Annotated in this window: 19 protein-coding genes and 1 tRNA gene; 7 read left to right on the forward strand and 13 right to left on the reverse strand. The window is 71.4% G+C overall.

Features of this window, described 5'->3' with window-relative positions:
- Positions 1-38 precede the first annotated feature (38 nt).
- The gene (locus tag ACIGFK_RS08440; RefSeq protein ID WP_376657433.1) at positions 39-743 is read left to right on the forward strand and encodes a class E sortase; all 705 of its coding nucleotides are present in this window, start codon (positions 39-41) and stop codon (positions 741-743) included.
- On the opposite strand, the gene ACIGFK_RS08445 is transcribed toward ACIGFK_RS08440, so the two are convergent.
- From ACIGFK_RS08445 to ACIGFK_RS08475, 7 genes are all read right to left on the reverse strand, one after another.
- Positions 625-1,836 (reverse strand): restriction endonuclease, encoded by a 1,212-nt coding sequence (locus ACIGFK_RS08445; protein WP_400051015.1) that lies wholly within the window; start codon positions 1,834-1,836, stop codon positions 625-627. The genes ACIGFK_RS08440 and ACIGFK_RS08445 overlap by 119 nt on opposite strands.
- Before the next feature lie 145 nt (positions 1,837-1,981).
- Positions 1,982-3,997, reverse strand: coding sequence for a Stk1 family PASTA domain-containing Ser/Thr kinase (gene pknB, locus ACIGFK_RS08450; protein WP_376657431.1), 2,016 nt, complete (start codon positions 3,995-3,997; stop codon positions 1,982-1,984).
- Between the two features lie 215 nt (positions 3,998-4,212).
- On the reverse strand, positions 4,213-5,679 hold the full coding sequence (locus tag ACIGFK_RS08455) for a peptidoglycan D,D-transpeptidase FtsI family protein (protein ID WP_376657430.1): 1,467 nt from the start codon (positions 5,677-5,679) through the stop codon (positions 4,213-4,215).
- A complete protein-coding gene (locus ACIGFK_RS08460; protein ID WP_376657429.1) occupies positions 5,676-7,100 on the reverse strand; it encodes an FtsW/RodA/SpoVE family cell cycle protein in 1,425 nt (474 codons plus the stop codon). Before ACIGFK_RS08460 ends, ACIGFK_RS08455 begins: the two co-directional genes overlap by 4 nt.
- A gap of 31 nt (positions 7,101-7,131) precedes the next feature.
- The gene (locus tag ACIGFK_RS08465) at positions 7,132-8,607 is read right to left on the reverse strand and encodes a PP2C family protein-serine/threonine phosphatase (RefSeq protein ID WP_376657428.1); all 1,476 of its coding nucleotides are present in this window, start codon (positions 8,605-8,607) and stop codon (positions 7,132-7,134) included.
- A 138-nt stretch (positions 8,608-8,745) separates the two neighbouring features.
- Positions 8,746-9,246 (reverse strand): FHA domain-containing protein, encoded by a 501-nt coding sequence (locus ACIGFK_RS08470; protein ID WP_376657427.1) that lies wholly within the window; start codon positions 9,244-9,246, stop codon positions 8,746-8,748.
- Positions 9,247-9,256: 10 nt separating this feature from the next.
- Positions 9,257-10,069: an FhaA domain-containing protein gene (locus ACIGFK_RS08475; protein ID WP_376657426.1), complete on the reverse strand. Its 813-nt coding sequence runs from the start codon at positions 10,067-10,069 to the stop codon at positions 9,257-9,259.
- A gap of 293 nt (positions 10,070-10,362) precedes the next feature.
- Here ACIGFK_RS08475 and ACIGFK_RS08480 point away from each other — a divergent pair.
- The 6 genes from ACIGFK_RS08480 to ACIGFK_RS08505 all read left to right on the forward strand — a co-directional run bounded on the left by ACIGFK_RS08480 (position 10,363) and on the right by ACIGFK_RS08505 (position 16,304).
- A tRNA-Leu gene (locus ACIGFK_RS08480) sits at positions 10,363-10,445 on the forward strand.
- 189 nt (positions 10,446-10,634) lie between these two features.
- Positions 10,635-12,359 carry a sensor histidine kinase gene (locus ACIGFK_RS08485; protein ID WP_400051018.1) on the forward strand — a complete coding sequence of 575 codons (1,725 nt, stop codon included), beginning with the start codon at positions 10,635-10,637 and terminating at the stop codon, positions 12,357-12,359.
- An 8-nt stretch (positions 12,360-12,367) separates the two neighbouring features.
- On the forward strand, positions 12,368-13,027 hold the full coding sequence (locus ACIGFK_RS08490; RefSeq protein ID WP_376657424.1) for a response regulator: 660 nt from the start codon (positions 12,368-12,370) through the stop codon (positions 13,025-13,027).
- Positions 13,028-13,087: 60 nt separating this feature from the next.
- A complete protein-coding gene (locus tag ACIGFK_RS08495; protein ID WP_376657423.1) occupies positions 13,088-14,494 on the forward strand; it encodes a DUF2252 domain-containing protein in 1,407 nt (468 codons plus the stop codon).
- 480 nt (positions 14,495-14,974) lie between these two features.
- Positions 14,975-15,796 (forward strand): J domain-containing protein, encoded by an 822-nt coding sequence (locus tag ACIGFK_RS08500; protein ID WP_376657422.1) that lies wholly within the window; start codon positions 14,975-14,977, stop codon positions 15,794-15,796.
- Positions 15,797-15,959: 163 nt separating this feature from the next.
- Positions 15,960-16,304, forward strand: coding sequence for a rhodanese-like domain-containing protein (locus ACIGFK_RS08505; protein ID WP_376657421.1), 345 nt, complete (start codon positions 15,960-15,962; stop codon positions 16,302-16,304).
- 9 nt (positions 16,305-16,313) lie between these two features.
- Here the strand turns inward: ACIGFK_RS08505 and ACIGFK_RS08510 are convergent, their stop codons facing one another.
- From ACIGFK_RS08510 to paaA, 6 genes are all read right to left on the reverse strand, one after another.
- Positions 16,314-17,456, reverse strand: coding sequence for an acyl-CoA dehydrogenase family protein (locus ACIGFK_RS08510; RefSeq protein ID WP_400051021.1), 1,143 nt, complete (start codon positions 17,454-17,456; stop codon positions 16,314-16,316).
- Positions 17,457-17,556: 100 nt separating this feature from the next.
- Complete coding sequence (locus ACIGFK_RS08515; RefSeq protein WP_376657419.1) at positions 17,557-18,657, reverse strand: 2Fe-2S iron-sulfur cluster-binding protein; 1,101 nt, start codon at positions 18,655-18,657, stop codon at positions 17,557-17,559.
- Positions 18,658-19,146 (reverse strand): 1,2-phenylacetyl-CoA epoxidase subunit PaaD, encoded by a 489-nt coding sequence (gene paaD / locus ACIGFK_RS08520; protein WP_376657418.1) that lies wholly within the window; start codon positions 19,144-19,146, stop codon positions 18,658-18,660.
- A 14-nt stretch (positions 19,147-19,160) separates the two neighbouring features.
- On the reverse strand, positions 19,161-19,886 hold the full coding sequence (paaC, locus tag ACIGFK_RS08525; protein ID WP_376657417.1) for a 1,2-phenylacetyl-CoA epoxidase subunit PaaC: 726 nt from the start codon (positions 19,884-19,886) through the stop codon (positions 19,161-19,163).
- The gene (gene paaB, locus ACIGFK_RS08530; protein ID WP_030009045.1) at positions 19,883-20,167 is read right to left on the reverse strand and encodes a 1,2-phenylacetyl-CoA epoxidase subunit PaaB; all 285 of its coding nucleotides are present in this window, start codon (positions 20,165-20,167) and stop codon (positions 19,883-19,885) included. Before paaB ends, paaC begins: the two co-directional genes overlap by 4 nt.
- Positions 20,164-21,141: a 1,2-phenylacetyl-CoA epoxidase subunit PaaA gene (paaA, locus tag ACIGFK_RS08535; RefSeq protein ID WP_376657416.1), complete on the reverse strand. Its 978-nt coding sequence runs from the start codon at positions 21,139-21,141 to the stop codon at positions 20,164-20,166. The genes paaB and paaA overlap by 4 nt, the downstream gene beginning before the upstream one ends.
- Between the last annotated feature and the right edge of the window lie 67 nt (positions 21,142-21,208).

Here is a 21,208-nt window from a genome sequence, read left to right on the forward strand (position 1 = left end):
GCCGCAGACCTTTCAGCCGCCCTAAGGACGAACCAGCAGTGTCCTCACGTGCCCCCCACCGCAGCCTGCTCGCCGGATTCCTGAGCTTCCTGGGCGAGGTCCTGATCACCGTGGGCCTGGTGCTGGGCCTGTTCGTGGCGTACTCGCTGTGGTGGACGAACGTCCTCGCTGACCGGCAGGCGTTGGAACGGGGCGACGAGATCCGCCAGCAGTGGAAGGCCCCGGCCGCGGGCGCTCCCGCGGAGCCGGGCGCGCTGGACGTCCAGGGCGGGGTGGGCTTCCTGCACGTCCCGGCGATGAAGAACGGCGAGGTGCTGGTCAAGAAGGGCACCGACCCGGACGTCCTCGACGACGGCGTCGCGGGCTACTACACGCAGCCGGTGAAGTCGGCGCTGCCGTGGGAGGCGAAGGGCAACTTCACGCTCGCCGCGCACCGGGACGGGCACGGTGCGAAGTTCCACAACATCGACAAGGTGAAGAAGGGTGACGCGATCGTCTTCGAGACGCGGGACACCTGGTACGTGTACAAGGTCTTCGCGGAGCTGCGGCAGACGTCGAAGTACAACACGGACGTGATCAACCCGGTCCCGAAGGAGTCGGGCAGGACCGCCCCGGGGCGCTACATCACGCTGACGACGTGCACGCCGGTGTACACCTCGAAGTACCGGTACGTGGTGTGGGGCGAGCTGGTGCGGACGGAGAAGGTCGACGGGAAGCGGACGCCGCCGGCGGAGCTGCGGTGAGGGATTTCCTGAGCTGCATCCTGCAGCTCAGGAACCGCAGCACCTGGAGCTGCACCCCCGCGCTCCAAGCCTCCAGAAGGCCCCTGTGGACGGCTGTGACGCCTCCCTGGGCGGCGAGGGCCAAGGACTCCCGGGTGAAGGCGCACGTGGCCACGTAGAGGGCCACGTCGGCCTCGTGGATGACCTTGGAGGCGCCGAGGAACTTCTGCATCTCGCCGCTGAGCACGTGCCGGAAGGGCGCGAAGTTCTTGCACCGGACGGCGACCGTGCGGCCGTCGGCGGTGCGGGCGGTGATGTCGACCCCGCGGTCGCCGCCGTGCCCGCCGTGCAGCTCGACGTCGGTGCAGCCGTCGCGGCGCAGCAGCTGGGCGACGTGCTCCTCGAACTCCCGCCAGTTCATGGCGTCGATGGTCCCGATGACCCCGGTGAGCGCCTTGACGCCCTGGTCGCGCTGGAGGCGGCTGAGCTGGACGTCGTGCTCGATGAGCTTGATCTGGATCTGCTCCACGTCATTGCGCAGGCCGAGGAGGTCCCTGCGCTGGTCCCCTGCTGTTTCGACGAGCGCGTTGAGCATGGGGACGACGGTCCTGCCGAGCAGCTTGGTGAAGCTCGCCTCGCTGAGCCGGGTGATCCGATCGTCGAGCGATTCGACGTCGGTGGGTACGGACTGCTGCCGGGACGAATCCTCGCGATCCAGCAGGTACGTGCGCACGCTCCGGGCCACCTCGCTGTCGCGCAGCAGCATGGCCACGTTGAGGATGGTGCGGCGGGTGTAGACGGCCAGGTGGACTCGCCCACCACGCCCCTGTGGATAACTTCCCTTTGAAAGAGACAGGTTGTCTCTTTCAAACCTTTCGAGGTCAGAGCCCTTGAGCGTGCGCATGCCGTTGGCGGTGAGCTCCTCGCGATGGCGCTGGCGCAGTCGGTTGACGACCTCTTCTGCGACTTCGAAGTAGGTCGCCACCATCGCTGTCGTCACATGTAGTCCGTCCGGCAGCAGCGACAGGGTCTTCACCTTGTCCAGCACTTCCGTACGCCCCAGAACGCTCGTGCGCATGGTCCTGGATTCCAGCAGCACGCTTTCGTCGATCACGTCTCTTGGTCCTCCCCGGCGGAGTCCAGTACCCCACCCCATCCGGGCTAACGAATTCGCACATATGAAGACACGTACGGAAAAAGGTCCGGCCCCTCTCCGAAGAGAGGGGCCGGACCTTTTCGAGCGAGGGCGGCCGGCGCGGCTAGCGGCGGTTGCCCAGGCCTCCGAAGAAGCCGCCGTCCTGCTGGCCCGCCATGGTGAACACGTCGACGTTCGAGCCCGTGTTGACCGGCTGGCCGGGGCCCGGGTTGGTGTTCACGACGATCGCGTTGTCGTCCGTCGGGCCGGCGATGTTGCCCAGCTTCAGGTTGGCCCGGCGGAGCTCGTCCTTGTACTGGCCCAGGGTCCGGTTGTTCGGCATCGGGACCGTGGTCTGCTGGCTGGACTTGGCGATGGTCACGCTGACCGTCTTGCCGACCTCCAGCTGCTCACCCGCCGCGTACTGCTGCTGGATGATCGTCTTGGGCGCGGCCCCGGGGGACTCCTGCTCCGTCGTGCTGCCGAGCTTCAGCTTGGCGGCGGTGAGGAGCGCGACCGCCTCCTCCTTGGTCTTGCCCATGAGGTCCGGGACGGTGGCCTTGGAGACTTCCTTGGAGACGGTCAGCGTGACGACGGAGTTCTTCTCCGCCTCGCCGCCCGACTTCGGGTTCTGGTCGAGGACCGTGCCCGGGGTGCTGTCGGCCTCCTGGACCTTGCGCTCGACCTGGAAGCCCTTGTCCCGGAGGATCTTCTCGGCGTCCTCGTACTTGATGCGGAGCACGTCGGGGACCGCCACCTTGGGCGCGCCCGTGGAGACCGTCACCGTGACCGTGGAGTCCTTGTCGACCTTGGTGTCGGGGGCCTTGTCCTGCTTGCAGACGTTGCCCTTGGGCTGGTCGTCGCAGGGTGCGTCGGCTCCCTTGACCACCTTGATGCCGACGTTCTCGCCGCTCTTCTGCGCCTGCTCCAGGGTCTGTCCGACGAGCTTGGGCACGGTCGGCCGGTTGTCGGCGCCGTCGCCCAGCAGGGAGCGGCCGATGAGGATCGCGCCGATGAGGACGAGGAGGCCGGCCGCGACCAGGAGGATCGTGGAGGCCTTGCCCTTCTTCTGGCTCTGCCGGCGGTGGGGGCCCTGGTCGTAGCCGCCGTGGCCGCCCTGGTCGGGGTAGCCGTAGCCGCCGTCGTTCGCGCTCATCGGCGGGAGCATGGAGGTCTGGCCGGCGTCGGTGGTGCGCAGGGCGGTGGTGGGCTGGTCGTAGCCCTGCTGGCCGTAGCCGTGGCCCTGGTCGTGCGGGTAGCCGTAGCCGGCGGCGCCCATGGCGGCGGTGGCCGCGACGGGCTGGCCGTCGAGGCAGGCCTCGATGTCGGCGCGCATCTCGTCGGCGGACTGGTAGCGGTAGTCGGGGTCCTTGACCAGGGCCTTGAGGACGATGGCGTCCATCTCGGGCGTGATCTCGGGGTCGAAGTTCGACGGCGGCTGCGGTTCTTCCCGTACGTGCTGGTAGGCGACCGCCACGGGGGAGTCGCCGACGAACGGGGGCCGGACGCACAGGAGCTCGTAGAGCAGGCAGCCCGCGGAGTAGAGGTCGGAGCGCGCGTCGACCTGTTCGCCCTTGGCCTGCTCGGGGGAGAGGTACTGGGCGGTGCCGATGACGGCGGCGGTCTGCGTCATGGTCATGCCGGAGTCGCCCATGGCGCGGGCGATGCCGAAGTCCATGACCTTGACCTGGCCGGTGCGGGTCAGCATGACGTTGGCGGGCTTGATGTCGCGGTGGACGATGCCGGCGCGGTGCGAGTACTCGAGGGCCTGGAGGATGCCGATGCACATTTCCAGGGTGCGCTCGGGCAGCAGTTTGCGGCCGGAGTGCAGGAGCTCGCGCAGCGTGGATCCGTCGACGTACTCCATCACGATGTACGGGATGGAGATGTTGTCGACGTAGTCTTCGCCGGTGTCGTAGACGGCGACGATCGCCGGGTGGTTCAGCGAGGCGGCCGACTGGGCCTCGCGACGGAACCGGGCCTGGAAGGACGGGTCGCGTGCGAGGTCGGCGCGCAGGGTCTTGACGGCGACGGTACGACCGAGCCGGGTGTCGTGGGCGAGGTAGACCTCGGCCATGCCACCGCGGCCGAGCACGTGGCTCAGCTCGTACCGGCCGCCGAGGCGACGCGGCTCTTCCATAACGTGCAGCCCTCTCCGTCAGTCCCGACCGCACCTGTGTGTGGTCCGGCGGTGTGCTGTTCGCGCAAAGGCTACCGGCCGATCGTCTGTGATCGGTTCGCGGCCACAGGCTGATACTGGACCGGTACCGTACGCTCGGATCCGGGCGGGAATGGTGATCCGGATCACATCCGTGGTGCCCCTTGCGACTCTTCCGTGGTGCCCGGCCCCGCCCGTCACCCCTTGCTGCTGCCCAGCACGGCTTCCATGACGACCTTCGCCACCGGGGCGGCGAGGCCGGCGCCGGAGATGTCCTCGCGGTCCGCGCTGCTGTCCTCGATGACGACGGCGACGGCGACCGGCGAGCTGTGGTCGGGGAGCTCTGCGTACGAGATGAACCAGGCGTACGGGCGCTTCTTGTTGCCCTCGCCGTGCTGGGCGGTGCCGGTCTTGCCGCCGACGACCGTGTTCTTGATCTTGGCGGTGGTGCCGGTGCCGTTCTCGACGACGTTGACCATCATCTGCTGGAGCTTCTGGGCGTTCTCCGCGGAGACGGGCCGGCTCATCTCCTGCGGCTCGTGCTTCTCGATGATGTCCAGGTTGGGCGCGGTGAGCTGGTCGACCATGTAGGGCTTCATCAGCTTGCCGTCGTTGGCGACTGCGGCGGCGACCATGGCCATCTGCAGCGGGGTGGCCGCGGTGTTGAACTGGCCGATGGAGCTCAGGGCGTTCCCGTCCTTGCCCATGGTCTTGTCGTAGACGCTCCCGAAGGCGCGGACCGGGATGTCGATCTTGGTGTTGTTGAAGCCGAACTTCTCGGCCGTCTTCACCATGTTGTCCCGCCCCACCTTGTCGCCCATGTTGGCGAAGACGGAGTTGCAGGACACCTTCAGGGCGTCGTTGAGGCTGGCCTTCTCGCATCCGTTGGCGTGGTTGACCATCGGGGTCTTGGTCCCGGGCAGGATGTACGGCTCGGGGGTGTCGGTCGGCGCGTTGATGTCCGAGACGACGCCGTTCTCCAGGGCCGCGGCGGCGGTGACGACCTTGAAGGTCGAGCCGGGCGGGTAGGTCTCGCGCAGGGCGCGGTTGACGAGGTTCTTGTCCTCGCTGTCCTTCAGCTCGACCCAGGCCTTCTCGTCGGCCTTGGAGTTGCCGGCGAAGCGGGAGGGGTCGTACGAGGGGGTGGAGACGAGGGCGAGGATGGCGCCGGTGCGCGGGTCGATGGCGGCTACGGCGCCCTTCTTGTTGCCGAGCTTGTCGTAGGCGGCCTTCTGGGCGGCGGGGTTGAGCGTGGTGACGACGTTGCCGCCGGCCTTCTTCTCGCCGGTGAACATGCCGATGGTGCGGTCGAAGAACAGCCGGTCGTCGTTGCCGGTGAGGATGCCGTCCTCGAGGGACTCCAGCTGGGTGGAGCCGAACGCCTGGGAGGCGTAGCCGGTGACGGGGGCCCACAGGGGGCCGTCGAGGTAGGTCCGCTTGAACTTGTAGTCGCTGCCGTCGGTGACCGCGGAGCCCGTGATCGGCTGGCCGCCGACGATGATGTTGCCGCGTTCGGTGGCGTACTGGGCGATCTGGACCCGGCGGTTCTCCTTGCGCGTGCTGAGTTCCTCGGCCTGGACGTACTGGAGCCAGTTGGTCCGCAGCAGCAGGGCGAGGACGAGCAGCCCGCAGAACAGCGAGATGCGGCGCAGGGGCTTGTTCATGACGGGCGGACCACCTGGGTCATCTCGGAGTCGGGGGACGGGGCGGGGGCCGGGGCGGGGCGGCGTGCGGTGTCGCTGATCCGGATGAGGATGGCGATGAGGACCCAGTTCGCGAGGACGGAGGAGCCGCCGGAGGCGAGGAAGGGCATGGTCATGCCGGTGAGGGGGATGAGGCCCATGACTCCGCCGGCGACGACGAAGATCTGGAGTGCGAAGGCGCCGGAGAGGCCGATCGCGAAGAGCTTGCCGAAGGGGTCGCGGGCGGCGAGGGCGGTGCGGACGCCGCGCTCGATGATCAGCCCGTAGATCAGGAGGAAGGCCATCACGCCGGTCAGGCCGAGTTCTTCGCCGACGGTGGAGAAGATGAAGTCGGAGTTGGCGGCGAAGCCGATGAGGTCGGAGTTGCCCTGGCCCCAGCCGGTGCCGAGGACGCCGCCGGAGCCGAAGCTCATGATCGACTGGCCGACCTGCTCGCAGGCGCCGGACTTGGAGTAGCAGGCGAAGGGGTCGAGCCAGGCGGTGACGCGGGCCTTGACGTGGCTGGCGGTGGCGCCGACGACGGTGGCGCCGCCGACGCTCATGAGCAGGCCGATGACGATCCAGCTGGTGCGCTCGGTGGCCACGTACAGCATGATCACGAACATGCCGAAGAAGAGGAGCGAGGTGCCGAGGTCGTTCTCGAAGACGAGGACGAGCAGGCTCATCGCCCAGATCATCAGGATCGGGCCGAGGTCGCGGCCGCGCGGCAGGTAGAGGCCCATGAAGCGGCGGCTGGCCAGGGCCAGGGCGTCGCGCTTGACCATGAGGTAGCCGGCGAAGAAGACGGCGATGACGATCTTGGCGAACTCACCGGGCTGGATGGAGAAGCCGCCGACGCTGATCCAGATCTTGGCGCCGAAGACGTCGGCGCCGAGGCCCGGGATGACCGGCAGGATCAGCAGGACCAGCGCGGTCACCATGGAGATGTAGGTGAACCGCTGGAGCACGCGGTGGTCCTTGAGGACCAGCAGGACGACGGAGAACAGCGCGATGGCGAGCGCCGTGTACATCATCTGGCGGGGTGCGGACTCGGTGAAGCCGCCGAAGGAGCGCTTGGCGAGGTTCTGCAGCCGCTCGGACTGGTCCAGGCGCCAGATCAGCACGAGGCCCAGCCCGTTGAGGAGGGTGGCCAGCGGCAGCAGCAGGGGGTCGGCGTACTTCGCGTAGCGGCGTACGACCATGTGCGCGATCCCGGCCAGGGCGCCGAGGCCGAGGCCGTAGAGCAGCATGCCGGGGGGCAGCTTGCCGTTGATCGCGAGGCCCACGTTGGCGTAGGCGAACATCGGGATGAGCACGGCGAAGCCGAGCAGCAGGAGCTCGGTGTTCCGCCGGCTCGGCAGCTCGATGGCGCCGATGGTGGTCGTGTTGGTGACAACGCTCATGGTGTGGCAGGCCCCCTGTGCCCGCGAGTGTCTACTGCTTGCCGCACAGGCCGACCACTTGCTGCTCCTGGGGAGTCAGCGCGGAGTCGGTGCCGGGTGTCTGGTTCTGCGCCTCGGCGTTGCGGCGCTTTTCGTCCTTCTGGCAGGCGGAGACCTGGACGCCGAGTTCGTCGATCTTGTCGCGGGCGCCCTGGAGGGTTTCCTCGCTGATGCCGGTCTCGACTTGCTTGCGCTTGAAGGGCGGCAGGTACTTCAGTTCGATGTCGGGGCGGTCGGTCTCCACCTTGGAGAGCTCCAGAGGGCCGAGCTTCTGGCTGATGCCCTTGAAGAGTGCGACGTGTTCGCCCTTGACGCCGACGTAGTACTGGTTCTGGGTCCAGCGCCAGCCGGCGTACAGGCCGCCGCCGATGACTCCGGCGACGATCAGCAGGGTCAGGGTGCGGGTGGCCCACTTGCGGCCTTTGCCGCGGCGCCTGCTGCGGGGCTTGTCGTACGTGTCCTCGTAGCCGGAGTCGCCGTTGTAGGCGTCGGCTTCGCCGAAGCTGCCGTAGGCGCCGCCGCCCGGGCCCTGGCCCTGGTCGGGGTATCCGTAGCCGGGGGCCTCGCCGCTGCCGGGGGGGCCGAAGGCGCCCGCGGGGGGCGGGGCCTGGCGGCCCAGGCCCGAGGCGCGGCCGGCGGCGCTCTGCATGGCGTTGCCGCCGTCGAAGAGCTGGTGCTGGTTCTCGGCGACCGCGCCGACGACGACGGGGGTGTCGCTGACCTGGGCGGCGAGGGTGTCGCCGCTGTCGGTGTCGAGGACGTCGGCGACGATGCAGGTGATGTTGTCGGGTCCGCCGCCGCGCAGGGCGAGCTGGATGAGGGACTGCACGGTGGCGCCGGGGCCGTGGTAGTCGGCGAGGGTCTCTTCCAGGGTCTGGTGGGAGACGACGCCGGAGAGCCCGTCGGAGCAGATCAGGTAGCGGTCGCCGGCGCGGACCTCGCGGATCGAGAGGTCGGGTTCGACGATGTCGCCGCTGCCCAGCGCGCGCATCAGCAGGGAGCGCTGCGGGTGGGTGGTGGCTTCCTCTTCGGTGATCCGGCCCTCGTCGACGAGGCGCTGCACCCAGGTGTGGTCCTGGGTGATCTGGGTGAGGACGCCGTCGCGCAGCAGGTAGGCGCGGGAGTCGCCGACGTGGACGAGGCCGAGGCGCTGGCCGGTCCACAGCAGGGCGGTCAGGGTGGTGCCCATGCCCTCGAGCTGGGGGTCCTCCTCGACCATGAGGCGCAGCTGGTCGTTGGCGCGCTGCACGGCGGTGCCGAGGGAGGTGAGGATGTCGGAGCCCGGGACGTCGTCGTCGAGCTGCACGAGGGTGGAGATCACCTCGGAGCTGGCGACCTCGCCCGCGGCCTGGCCGCCCATGCCGTCGGCGATCGCGAGGAGACGGGGTCCGGCGTAGCCGGAGTCCTCGTTGCCCTCGCGGATCATGCCTTTGTGCGATCCGGCGGCGAACCGCAGGGACAGACTCATGCGCACCTCGCCGGTCGGCTCCGGGTACAACCGGTCTCGAGCCACACTGCCCACCCTCCGGTCGGGAGCGCGCGCGTGTCCGTGTCCTCGGTGGGACGGATCACCGCAGCGTGCTCGCTCCGCTCGCTCATTCTCGTACTACTTCCGCAGCTCGATGACGGTCTTGCCGATGCGGATCGGGGCACCCGGCGGAATGGGCGTCGGGGTGGTCAGCCGGGTCCGGTCGAGATACGTGCCGTTGGTGGACCCGAGATCCTCGACGATCCACTGTCCGTCCCGGTCGGGATAGATCCTGGCATGGCGGCTGGACGCGTAGTCGTCGTCCAGCACGATCGTGGAGTCGTGGGCGCGGCCCAGCGTGATCGTCTGGCCGGCGAGGGCCACCGTGGTGCCCGTGAGGGTGCCCTCGGAGACGACGAGCTTGGTGGGCGCACCGCGGCGCTGGCGCTGCTGCGGCGGGGCCGTCTGGCGTCCGCCGGCCTGCGCTGGCGCACCCGTGGTCCCGCCGCGGCGCGAGCCGCGCTGGGTCACCCGCGTCCCGAACAGGTCGCTGCGGATGACCTGTACGGCCACGATGACGAACAGCCACAGAACGGCCAGGAAACCCAACCGCATGACCGTCAGGGTCAGCTCTGACATTGCCCCCGCTTCACCCTTCGGCTTGCCGGTAAATGATGGTGGTGCTGCCCACGACGATCCGCGAGCCGTCGCGGAGCGTAGCGCGGGTGGTGTGCTGCCCGTCCACCACGATGCCGTTGGTGGACCCGAGATCCTGGATCGTCGAGGGCGTTCCGGTCCGGATCTCACAGTGCCGGCGCGATACGCCGGGGTCGTCGATCCGCACGTCGGCTTCGGTGCTTCGGCCGAGTACGAGCGTGGGGCGCGAGATCTGGTGGCGGGTGCCGTTGATCTCGATCCAGTGGCGCCGCGGGGTTCCCGTGGCGGGTACGGGGGCCGGTCCGCCGCCGGCCGGCCGGCGCGCGGCGCCCGGGGGCGGTCCTGCGGGCATCGGCGGGGCGGCGACCGGGGGGTAGCCGTAGCCGCCGGGCTGGCCCTGCTGGGCCTGGGGCTGCTGCGGCTGGGAGGTGCTGGAGGCGAGCGTGCGGCTGCGGACCCGGTACAGGCCGGTGTCGAGGTCGTCGGCCTTCTCCAGGTGGACCTTGATGGGGCCCATGAAGCTGTAGCGCTGCTGCTTGGCGTAGTCGCGGACGAGGCCCGCGAGCTCGTCGCCGAGCTGCCCGGAGTAGGGGCTCAGGCGGTCGTAGTCGCCGGCGCTGAGTTCGACGATGAAGTCGTTGGGGACGACGGTCCGCTCGCGGTTCCAGATCGTGGCGTTGTTGTCGCACTCGCGCTGGAGGGCGCCGGCGATCTCCACGGGCTGGACCTCGGACTTGAAGACCTTGGCGAAGGTGCCGTTCACCAGACCTTCGAGTCGCTGCTCGAACCGCTTCAGGACTCCCATGGGGCACCTCCTCCGTCGTTGTCGCCCTGTACTGCTTACTGATCGTATCCACGCGTGGCGGATTCGGCTGGTTCCCCATCGGTCCTGTGCGGACGAGTGTTGGTCCTCACAAGGGATCGTAGGGGCGGCCCAGGGACAGTGTCCCGCACCGGGAGCGGAGTGCGGGAGGGGCTGTCCACGGCAGGCTGCGGGGGTCCGGGGAAAGCGATGTGAATCCACCCCGTCCGACGTGCTAATGTTTCGACGTCGCCAGGGGAACGGCCCGAAAGGGAAGAGCCACTGGGACGCTGCTCGGGCGAGTGGCGGAACGGCAGACGCGCTGGCTTCAGGTGCCAGTGTCCTTCGGGACGTGGGGGTTCAAATCCCCCCTCGCCCACATCGACGGAACGGTCGTCATCGCGAAAGCGGTGGCGGCCGTTTCGTGTTTCCCCGGGTCATGTCCTTCCGGGGGAAGGGTGATCCAGGACACAAGCCCGGGCCGGCGGGCGCCCGGTCCGACTTTCGTCGAGCGGGGCGCGACGAAAGAGGGCGGCCGGGCGGAGGCCCGGGTGTCTAGGGTCGGCGCGTGGATGTGAAGGCGAAGGCGCGGGCGGGGTGGGACTGGCTGAAGGGGCCCGACCCCTGGACACGGCGGATGCTGGCCGGTGACCTGGCCGTCGTCGTCGTGCTGGGCGTGCTCGGTCTGGGCGTCGAGGAGCTCGACAAGGGGTCCGGGCTGCGGATGGCGGCGTCCGTGGTGGTCGTCGCGGTGCTGATGCTGCTGCGGCGGCGGCTGCCGGGGACCACGCTCGTGGTCGGCTCGGCGGCGGGCGCGGTGCTGCCCGGGGCGTTCCTGGTCACGGTGGTGCTGGGCTGGTCTGCGGGGCGCCGGATCGTGGGGGTGGGCCGGGCGCTGGCCGCGTTCACGCTGGCCTTCCTCGCGGCGGTGGGTCTCAGCGTGCTGGACCAGTGGTCGCAGATGCGGCCGTTGCTGGTGCTGGTCTTCTCCACGCTGATGTTCCTGGTGATCACGCTGATGCCGGGTCTGGCCAGCCGGTACTGGTCGCAGCGCCGGACGCTGCTGCGGGCGCTGCAGGAGCGCAACGGCCAACTGCTGCGCGAGCGCGCCATGGTCGCCGGGCAGGCGCGGCTGCGCGAGCGGCAGCGCATCGCGCAGGACATGCACGACAGCCTGGGGCACCAGCTGGCGCTGATCTCCGTGCACACGGGTGCGCTGGAGGTGGACCCGAAGCTGACCGACCGCCAGCGCGAGGCGGTGGGGGTGCTGCGGCAGGCCTCGGTGGCGGCGATGCACGAACTGCGCGAGGTCGTGGGGATCCTGCGGGACGGGGTGGAGGCGCCGCTGCCCGTGGAGGAGGCGGCCCAGCCCGCGGCGCGCGGGGTGGCCGGCATCGAGGGGGTCGTGGAGGCCGCGCGGGTCGCGGGCACGGACGTACGGCTGACCGCGTCGGGGCGTCCCAGGCCGCTCGTCGCGGCCTGCGACCACGCGGCGTACCGGATCGTGCAGGAGGCGCTGACGAACGCGTACAAGCACGCTCCGGGGGCGCCGATCACGGTGGAACTGCGCTACGAGGACGACTCGTTGGTGGTGGAGATCGCCAACGGGCCAGCGGCGGGCCCGGGGGCCGGCGACGTGGTGTCGGGCGGGCAGGGGCTCACCGGGCTGCGGGAACGGGCCCGGCTGGTCGGCGGGATGGTGCACGCGGGCCCGGCCGAGGGCGGCGGGTTCCGGGTGGCCGGGGTGCTGCCGTACGGGGCCGGGCCGGCCGGGGCCGAGGAGGAGGAGGCCGGGGCCGGGGAGATGGCCGACGACTTCGGGCAGCAGGCCCAGGCGCGGGGGCTGTGGGGCGCCAGGGCCCCCAAGAGCGTGCCGCCGATGGACTGGGACGCGGTGGACCGGGAGTTGGCCGTGAAGGTGCGCAGCCGGTCCGGGGGCGTCGCCATGGGATGCGGGATCGCGGTGGCGGCCTTGGTGCTGCTGGTGATCGTGATCGGTGCCGGGGCGGTGTTCCTGGTGGGGTCGGTGAACAACGCGATGATCGACCGGGCGGAGTTCGACGCCGTGAAGGCGGGCGAGTCCGAGGAGACGGTACGGGGCCGGATGCCCGACGGGGCCAACCTGATCACGCAGGGGCTGGACCGCAAGGGGCCGCCGCGGCCGGAGGGTTCGAGCTGTCTGACGCTGCTGTCGACGGAGCCGCAGGAGGACTTGACCACCGACACCGTTTTCCGGTTCTGCTTCAAGGACGGCAAGCTCGTGGACAAGCAGGTCTACGAGGTCAAGCAGTAGGAGCGCGGGTGACAGCCGAAGTGATCAGAGTGGTGATCGCCGACGACGAGCCGCTGATCCGGGCCGGGATCAGGATGATCCTCACCTCGGCACCGGACATCGAGGTCGTCGCGGAGGCCGCGAACGGCCGGGAGGCGGTGGAGCTGGCCCGCTCGCACGCGCCCGACGTGATGCTGCTGGACATCCAGATGCCCGTGCTCGACGGGCTGACCGCGCTCGGCGAGCTGGGGCGGGCCGCGCCGCAGGTGCGGGCGCTGATCCTGACCACCTTCGGCGAGAAGGAGAACGTGCTGCGGGCGCTGGGCCAGGGCGGCGCGGGGTTCCTGCTGAAGGACTCGGCCCCGGGTGAGCTGATCGGCGCGGTGCGGGCGGCCGCGGCCGGGGACGCGTACCTGTCGCCGGCGGCGACCCGGCACGTGGTGGACCAGCTGGCCTCGGGGAAGGCCGCCGTGCGCGGTGAGGAGGCCCGGCGGCAGGTGGCGGAGCTGAGCGAGCGGGAGCGCGGGGTGCTGGCGCTGCTGGGGGAGGGCCTGTCGAACGCGGACGCGGGCCGGCGGCTGCACATGAGCGAGGCGACCGTGAAGACGTACGTGAGCCGGATCCTGGCGAAGCTGGGGTGCGAGAACCGGGTCCAGGCGGCGCTGCTGGCCAGGGACGCCGGGCTGTAGATACGGTTCAGCCCGTTCTGGAAGCGATCAATGCACGGGTGATGGGTGGGGGCGGCGCGAATGGCTGCGGTTTCGACGGTTGCCGGTCAGCGGATACCGGTGGTGGCGGGCTTCGGACCGAAGGTGGCGGCGGGCTCGCCCAAGGAGGAGGGCAAGGCGCTGCGCGGCCGGGTGCCGAGGTCGGCGCACGCCCGCTTCGAGGCCCCTGCCGGGCGGCCGGACGCCGTGCGGGCGGTGGAGGAGTCCAACGCCGGCCGGGTCGCCGAGCTGACTCCGATACGGGTGGGCCGGATGGCCGCGAACCCCTTCGCCTTCCTGCGCGGGGCGGCCGGGCTGATGGCGCACGACCTGTCCGGCGGCGTGGTGACCGGCATCGGCACCCAGCTGTGCGGGGACGCGCACGCGGCGAACTTCGGCCTGTACGGGGACGCGCGCGGGCGGCTCGTCATCGACCTGAACGACTTCGACGAGACCGTGTTCGGTCCGTGGGAGTGGGACGTGAAGCGGCTGGCGACCTCGCTGGTGATGGCCGGGCGCGTGGCCGGCGCGGACGAGGACACCTGCCGGGCGGCGGCGCTGGACGCGGTGGGCGCCTACCGGCGGACCATGCGGCTGCTGGCCAAGCTGCCGGCGCTGGACTCGTGGAACGCCATCGCGGACGAGGAGCTCGTCTCGCACACCGATGCCCGTGATCTGCTGGGCACGCTGGAGCGGGTCTCCGAGAAGGCCCGCAACAACACCTCGGCCCGGTTCGCGGCCAAGTCCACGGAGACCGGCCCGGACGGCGGCCGCCGCTTCGTGGACGCGCTGCCGGTGCTGCGGCGGGTCGGGGACGGGGAGGCTGCGGCCGTGGCGGCCTCGCTGGGCCCGTACCTGAGCACGCTCCAGGGGGACCGGCTGCCGCTGCTGGCCCGTTATGCGATCCACGACGTGGCGTTCCGGGTGGTGGGTACCGGGAGCGTGGGCACGCGCTCGTACGTGGTGCTGCTGCTGGACCACCGGGGCGAGCCGCTGGTGCTCCAGGTGAAGGAGGCGCGGCCGTCGGTGCTGCTGCCGCACCTGCCGGCCGGTTTCGAGGCGGCGCCGGTGGAGCACGAGGGACGCCGGGTGGTGGCCGGGCAGAAGCGGATGCAGGTCGTCTCCGACATCATGCTCGGGTGGACCACGGTGGAGGGCCGGCCGTTCCAGGTGCGGCAGTTCCGCAACCGCAAGGGCAGCGTGGATCCGGCGGCGCTGGCCGTCGACCAGATCGACGACTACGGGCGGATGACGGGTGCGCTGCTGGCCCGGGCGCACGCGCACAGCGCCGACCCGCGGCTGCTGGCCGGGTACTGCGGCAAGAACGACGAGCTGGACGAGGCGATCGCCGCCTTCGCGGTGGCCTACGCGGACCGTACGGAGGCCGACCACGCGGATCTGGTGGCGGCGGTGCGGAGCGGGCGGATCGCGGCGGAGATGGGCGTCTGACGGGTCGCCTCGCCGGGTCGCCTCGCGGCGGGCCGGGCGGGTCTGGGCGGGGTGCTCCGTGCGGGGTGCGGTAGGGCCGTGCAGGGTGCTCCGACGGGTGCCTGGCGGCGGGCCTCGCCGGGGGCTTCGACGGGGGCTTCGACGGGGTGGCTTGTGGCGGGTCGGGCGGGGGCGCTCCGTGCGGGGCGTCTTGCGGCGGCCGGGTGGGCCCGTTCGGCGCCGGGGGCCGGATCCTCGGCTCCGGCTCCGAGGGGGGTGCCAGGGCCCGGGCCCTGGTCGGAGGGGCGGTGTCCTGCCGGAGTGTCTCCTCGTCCTCGCGCACCGAGCCGCCGCTGCGAGCGGTGAGGGTGGTCGCGCGCTCGTCCTGCGGGGCCACTCCGCCGTGTCCCCGCCCCGGCTGCGGGGCCCGGGGCAGGGGGGCTCCGGGGGATGTTTCACGTGGAACGTGGCCCCGGTGCGGGAGGGCCTTAGGCTGGCCGGGTGAGTGAGCACACCGAGCAGTCTGAGCAGACCGCCGACGAGCGGCCCGAGGCCCGGCTGGAGCGGGCCGTGCGGGCCGCCGAGCAGGCGCTGATCGAGTTCGAGATCGCGGTGGAGACCTTCCGGGTGGAGGTGGAGAACTTCTCCCGCCTGCACCACCAGAAGCTCGGCCCCATGTACACGCGGCTCGACGAACTGGACGCGCTGATCGCCGAGGCGAAGGCGGCGCGCACCGGGGACCCCGAGGACCTGCGGCGGGCGCGGGACGCGCGTTCGCTGGTCATGCCGATGCCCGGCGTGGACGAGCTGTTCCACGACTGGATGGGCTCGGAGGGGATCTCCGACGACGCGGGCGCGATGCTCACCGATCAGCCCGTGCGGCCGCCGGAGCGGGTGCGGCCGACGGAGGAGGTCCGGCGCCTCTACCGCGAGCTGGTCCGGCAGGCCCACCCGGACCTCGCCCAGGACGAGGCCGAGCGGGAGCGGCGCGACGCGTTCATCGCGCGGGTCAATGCCGCGTACGGGCGGGGCGAGGAGAAGCTGCTGCGCGAGCTCGCCGAGGAGTGGGCGGCCGGGCCCGAGGTCGCGCCGTCGGCCCCGAGCGAGAGCGAGGAGCTGTATGCGCGGCTGGAGTGGCTCTCGCAGCGCAAGGAGCTGCTGGCGCTCGTCGCCAAGGAGCTGGAGGACAGTGCGATCGGGTCCATGCTGAGGATGGCCCCGGACGACCCGGACCGGCTGCTGGAGGAGATCGCGGAGCAGCTGCTTGCGCAGGTCTCCGAGCGGGAGGCGGAACTGGCCGCGGAGCTGGCTGCCGCCGGTTGATCCGGGCCGGGTGGCCTGGTCGGCCGGGTGGCCGCCGTGTGGGCGGCCCGGGCTGCGCCCGGCGCTCGCGCTGCGAACGCCGGCGGGCTGATTCGGTCGGCGGCTGGAGTGGTGGGGGGTCGGATAGGTTGGGAGTCGGATCTGTGATGAGAGAAGGCGACGCATGAACTTCGGACCGCTTCCCTCGGTGGACGCTGCCTCGGTGCCCGCCGAAGGCTTTGTCCTGGACGTCCGTGAGGACGACGAATGGGCGGCCGGGCACGTCGAGGGTGCGCTGCACATCCCGATGAGCGACTTCGTGGCCCGCTTCGGCGAGCTGACGGAGGCCGTCGAGGACGGCCGCCGGGTGCACGTGATGTGCCGGGTCGGCGGGCGTTCCGCGCAGGTCACCCAGTACCTGGTGCGCCAGGAGATCGACGCCGTGAACATCGACGGCGGAATGCAGGCCTGGGAGCGTGCCGGGCGCCCGATGGTGACGGACAGCGGGAACCCGGCCTTCGTGCTTTAGGCAGGGCCGCTACGCGAGGGGATGGGCGGCCAGCAGGTCGCCCAGGGCCTCCTCGTGTGCGGCGGCCGGGCCGAGCTGGAGTTCCAGCTGCTTGGCCCACGCGTGGTAGCGGTGCAGCGGGTAGTCGGTGTCGGCGCCGAAGCCGCCGTGCAGGTGCTGGGCGGTCTGCACGACCCTGCGCACGCCCTCCGAGGCCCAGATCTTGGCCACCGCGACGTCACCGGAGCTCGGCAGCGGGCCGCCCGCGCCGGCCGTGGCCGCGTCGAGCCGCCAGGCGGCCTGCCAGAGGGTGACTTCCATGGCACGCAGGTCGATGTAGCGGTCGGCGGCCTGGACGGCGACGGCCTGGAAGGTGGCCACGGGGAAGCCGAACTGTTCGCGCTTGCTGGTGTACTGGCTGGTCATCGCCAGGACGCCCTCGCCGAGTCCGAGGGCCAGCGCACAGGTCCCGGCGGCCAGGAGCTGACGCAGCGACTCCCAGGCGCCGGGGGTCTCGATGAGGTGCGTGGCGGCCACCCGTACGCCGTCCAGGGCGAGTTCGGCGAACCGCTCGCCGTTGGTGGAGACCTGCTCGGCGAGTGCGAGGCCGCAGGCGGTCCGGGCGACGAGTGCGAGGACGGCGTCGCCTTCGCCGGTGTGGGCCGGTACGGCGATCCAGTCGGCGCTCTGCGCCCAGGGCACGGCGGTCTGGGTGCCCTCCAGAACCCACTCGGCGCCGTCCCGGCGGGCGGTGACGGCGAGTTCGGCCGGGTCGTGGCCGGAGCGGCCGTGCGCGGCGACGGTCAGCACGAGGCTGCCGTTACCGGCTCCGGGCAGCAGTGCGGCCGTGAGTTCGGGGCTGCCGTGGGCCTGGACGGCCATGGCGGTGGCGCAGTGCTCCAGCAGCGGCACCCGGGCCAGCACCTTCGCCGACTCGCGCAGCACCAGGCACAGGGCGATGGCATCCAGGCCGGCCCCGCCGTGTTCCTCGGCGAGGACCAGGCTCAGCAGGTCGGAACCGGCGAGCCTGGCCCACAGCGGCCGGTCGAAGTCGTCGGCGACGGCCCCGGGGGTGAGCGCGGGGCTGGGCACGCCGTCGGCCGCGACGTCCGCGAACACGGCCCTGGCCGCTTCGACGGCCGCCTGCTGCTCCTCGGTGAAGGTGAAGTCCACTGCCTGTCCTCCCGTGCGCGCACCGGATCCGTTCGGTCTGACGGTGCGTCAAGATAGAACAGGTTCCTGTAATTGCACAGGGGGCCGGGCGGGCGGCGCCTCAGCGGTCGAAGTCGATCTCCACTTCCTCCGTCACCGCGTGCGACTGGCAGGCCAGGACGAAACCGGCCTCCGTCTCCTCGGATTCCAGCGCGAAGTTCCGCTCCATCGTGACCTCGCCCGAGACGACGAACGCCCGGCAGGTGCCGCAGACGCCGCCCTTGCAGGCGTACGGGGCGTCCGCGCGGTTGCGGAGCACCGCGTCGAGGAGGGACTCGCCGTCCTGGACGGGCCAGGTGCCGGAGCGGCCGTCGAGGCGGGCGGTGACCCGCACGTGGGAGGCGGCAGGGGTCGCCGTGCGGACCGGGGCGGCGGTGTCCTCGACGTGGAAGATCTCCTCGTGCACCCGGGTCCGCGGGACGCCGAGTGCGGCCAGGGTCCGCTCTGCGCCCTGCACCAGCCCGTACGGGCCGCACAGGAACCAGCCCGTCACCTCGGCCACCGGCAGCAGCGCGGGCAGCAGGCCGGCCAGCCGCTCCTCGTCGAGCCGGCCCGACGGCAGCCCGGCCTCCTGTTCCTCGCGGGAGAGGACCGTGACCAGCTGGAACCGGGACGGGTAGCGGTCCTTGAGGTCGGCGACCTCCTCCAGGAACATCGTCGAGGCCGCGGTGCGGTCGCTGCGGACCAGGCAGAACCGGGCGTCGGGCCGCGCCGCCAGCAGCGAGGCGGCGATCGACAGCACCGGCGTGATGCCGCTGCCGCCCACGATCGCCGCGTAGTGCCCCGCGGCGGGGGCGGCGGCCGGCTCCAGCACGAACCGGCCGGCCGGGACCATCACGTCCAGTACGTCCCCGGCGGCGATCTCCTTGTGCGCGAACGTGGAGAACTCACCGCCCTCCACCAGCCGCACCCCGACCCGCAGCAGCTCCGGGCCCGGGCCGTCCGGCGCCGGGGCGGCGGAGCAGATCGAATAGGTGCGCCGGATCTCGGTGCCGCCCTCGGGGGCGGGGCGGCGCAGGGTCAGGTGCTGGCCGGGGGCGTGCCGGTAGTCCTCGCGCAGTTCCCCGGGAACCCGCAGGGTCAGGGCCACCGAGTCGTCGGTGAGCCGGTCGACTGCCGCCACCGTCAGCGGGTGGAACGCGCCGTGGCGGGGTGCGGCCATCTACAGCTCCTTGAAGTGGTCGAACGGTTCGCGGCAGGCGACGCAGCGGCGCAGCGCCTTGCACGCGGTGGAGGAGAACCGGCTGAGCAGTTCGGTGTCGGTCGATCCGCAGTTCGGGCAGCGGACGGACAGGGTGAGCGGGACCGGCCCCCCGGCCGCGTGCGGCCGGGGCGGGGCGATGCCGAACTCGGCGAGCTTGCGGCGGCCCTCGGCGCTGATGTCGTCCGTGGACCAGGCCGGGGCCAGCACCGTGGTCACCTGCACCGCGGGTATGCCGTGGCCGGTCAGGGCCCGCTCGATGTCGGCGGACATGGCCTCGATGGCCGGGCAGCCGGTGTAGGTGGGGGTGAGGGTGACCTCGGCGTGGCCGTCCGCGTGCATCCGCACCCCGCGGACCACGCCCAGCTCCCCGAGGGTGAGCACGGGCAGTTCGGGGTCGGGCACGGATCCGGCCAGCTCGGCCAGCTCGGCCTCCAGGCGGCTGGTCACGGTCCCCGCCCCGGTCACCACGACGCCCCCGGATGGCTGCGGTGCAGGTGCTGCATCTCGGCGAGCATCCGGCCGAACGGCTCGGTGTGCAGGCCCTGGCGGCCCGCTCCGGCCGCCCAGGCCCCGGTGCGCGGCCCCTCGGGCAGCGTGAGCCCGGCCTGCTCCAGTACGCCGCCGACCGCGGCCAGCCAGCGCTGTTCCAGCGCTGCCCAGTCCACGCCGTCGAGCCCTTCCACCGGCTGGAACATCTCCCCGGTGAACTTCCACAGGGCGTCCACGGCGGTCTGCATCCGGGCGTGGCTCTCCTGCGTGCCGTCGCCGAGGCGCAGGGTCCACTGCTCCGCGTGGTCCCGGTGGTACGCGGTCTCCTTGACGGCCTTGGCCGCCAGCGGCGCGAACGGGCCGTCCCCGAGCGCGAGCTCCCCGTACAGCTCGTGCTGGTGGAAGGAGAAGAAGAGCTGGCGGGCGATGGTGTGGGCGAAGTCGCCGTTGGGCTGCTCGACCAGCTGGAGGTTGCGGAAGGCTCGCTCCTCGCGCAGGAACGCCAGCTCGTCCTCGTCGCCCGCCATGGAGAGCAGGATGCGGGCCTGGCCGAGCAGGTCGAGGGCGATGTTGGCGAGCGCGACCTCCTCCTCCAGGACGGGGGCGTGCCCGGCCCACTCGCCGAGGCGGTGGGAGAGGATCAGCGCGTCGTCGCCGAGGGCGAGCGCGGCCGACAGGGTGACATCGGTGCTGGTCACAGGTGGCTCACCCCCTCCGGGATGTCGTAGAAGGTGGGGTGCCGGTACGGCTTGTCGGCGGACGGGGCGAAGAAGGGGTCGCGCTCGTCGGGCGAGGAGGCGGTTATCTCCGTGGAGGGCACCACCCAGATGGAGATGCCCTCGCCGCGCCGGGTGTACAGGTCGCGGGCGTTGCGCAGGGCCATTTCCGCGTCGGGGGCGTGCAGGCTTCCCGCGTGCGTGTGCGAGAGGCCGCGGCGCGAGCGCACGAACACCTCCCACAGGGGCCAGTTCTGCGTCATACCCGTGCCTCCACGTCGTTCTGTGCGATCTGTGCGTTCTCTGCGGCGGTCTTCGCCGCCTGCTTGCCCGCGTACGCCGCGGCGGCGTCGCGCACCCAGGCGCCTTCCTCGTGGGCCGCGCGCCGCTGGCCGAGCCGCTGCTCGTTGCAGGGGCCGTTGCCCTTGAGCACGTCCCAGAACTCGGCCCAGTCGATGGCGCCGAAGTCGTGGTGGCCGCGCTCCTCGTTCCACTTGAGGTCCGGGTCGGGCAGGGTCAGGCCCAGGGCCTCCGCCTGCGGGACGGCGATGTCGACGAACCGCTGGCGCAGCTCGTCGTTGGAGTGCCGCTTGATCCGCCAGGCCATCGACTGCGCCGAGTGCGAGGACTCGTCGTCGGGCGGGCCGAACATCATCAGCGAGGGCCACCACCAGCGGTTCACGGCGTCCTGCGCCATGGCGTGCTGGGCCTCGGTGCCCTGGGACAGGGCCATGAGGAGCTCGAAGCCCTGGCGCTGGTGGAAGGACTCCTCCTTGCAGATCCGGACCATGGCGCGGGCGTAGGGCCCGTACGAGCAGCGGCAGATCGGCACCTGGTTGGTGATCGCCGCGCCGTCCACGAGCCAGCCGATGGCGCCGACGTCCGCCCAGGTCAGGGTGGGGTAGTTGAAGATCGAGGAGTACTTCTGCTTGCCCGCGTGGAGCATGTCGAGCAGCTCGTCGCGGCTGGTGCCGAGGGTTTCGGCCGCGCTGTAGAGGTACAGCCCGTGGCCGGCCTCGTCCTGGACCTTGGCCATCAGGATGGCCTTGCGGCGCAGCGAGGGGGCGCGGGTGATCCAGTTCGCCTCGGGCTGCATGCCGATGATCTCGGAGTGGGCGTGCTGGGCCATCTGGCGGACCAGGGTCTTGCGGTATGCCTCCGGCATCCAGTCGCGCGGTTCCACGCGCTCTTCCGCCGCCACGGCCGCGTCGAACGCCGCCGCGAGCTGTGCGCTCATGCCCGGATCTGTTTCCGGGGTCACTGCCACCATCCCGGCCCCTCGTCAGTGTCTGCCTGCTGTCTGC

Origin of the sequence: Streptomyces sp. NPDC085524, from assembly GCF_044541755.1 — a bacterium.
GTDB lineage: Bacteria > Actinomycetota > Actinomycetes > Streptomycetales > Streptomycetaceae > Streptomyces.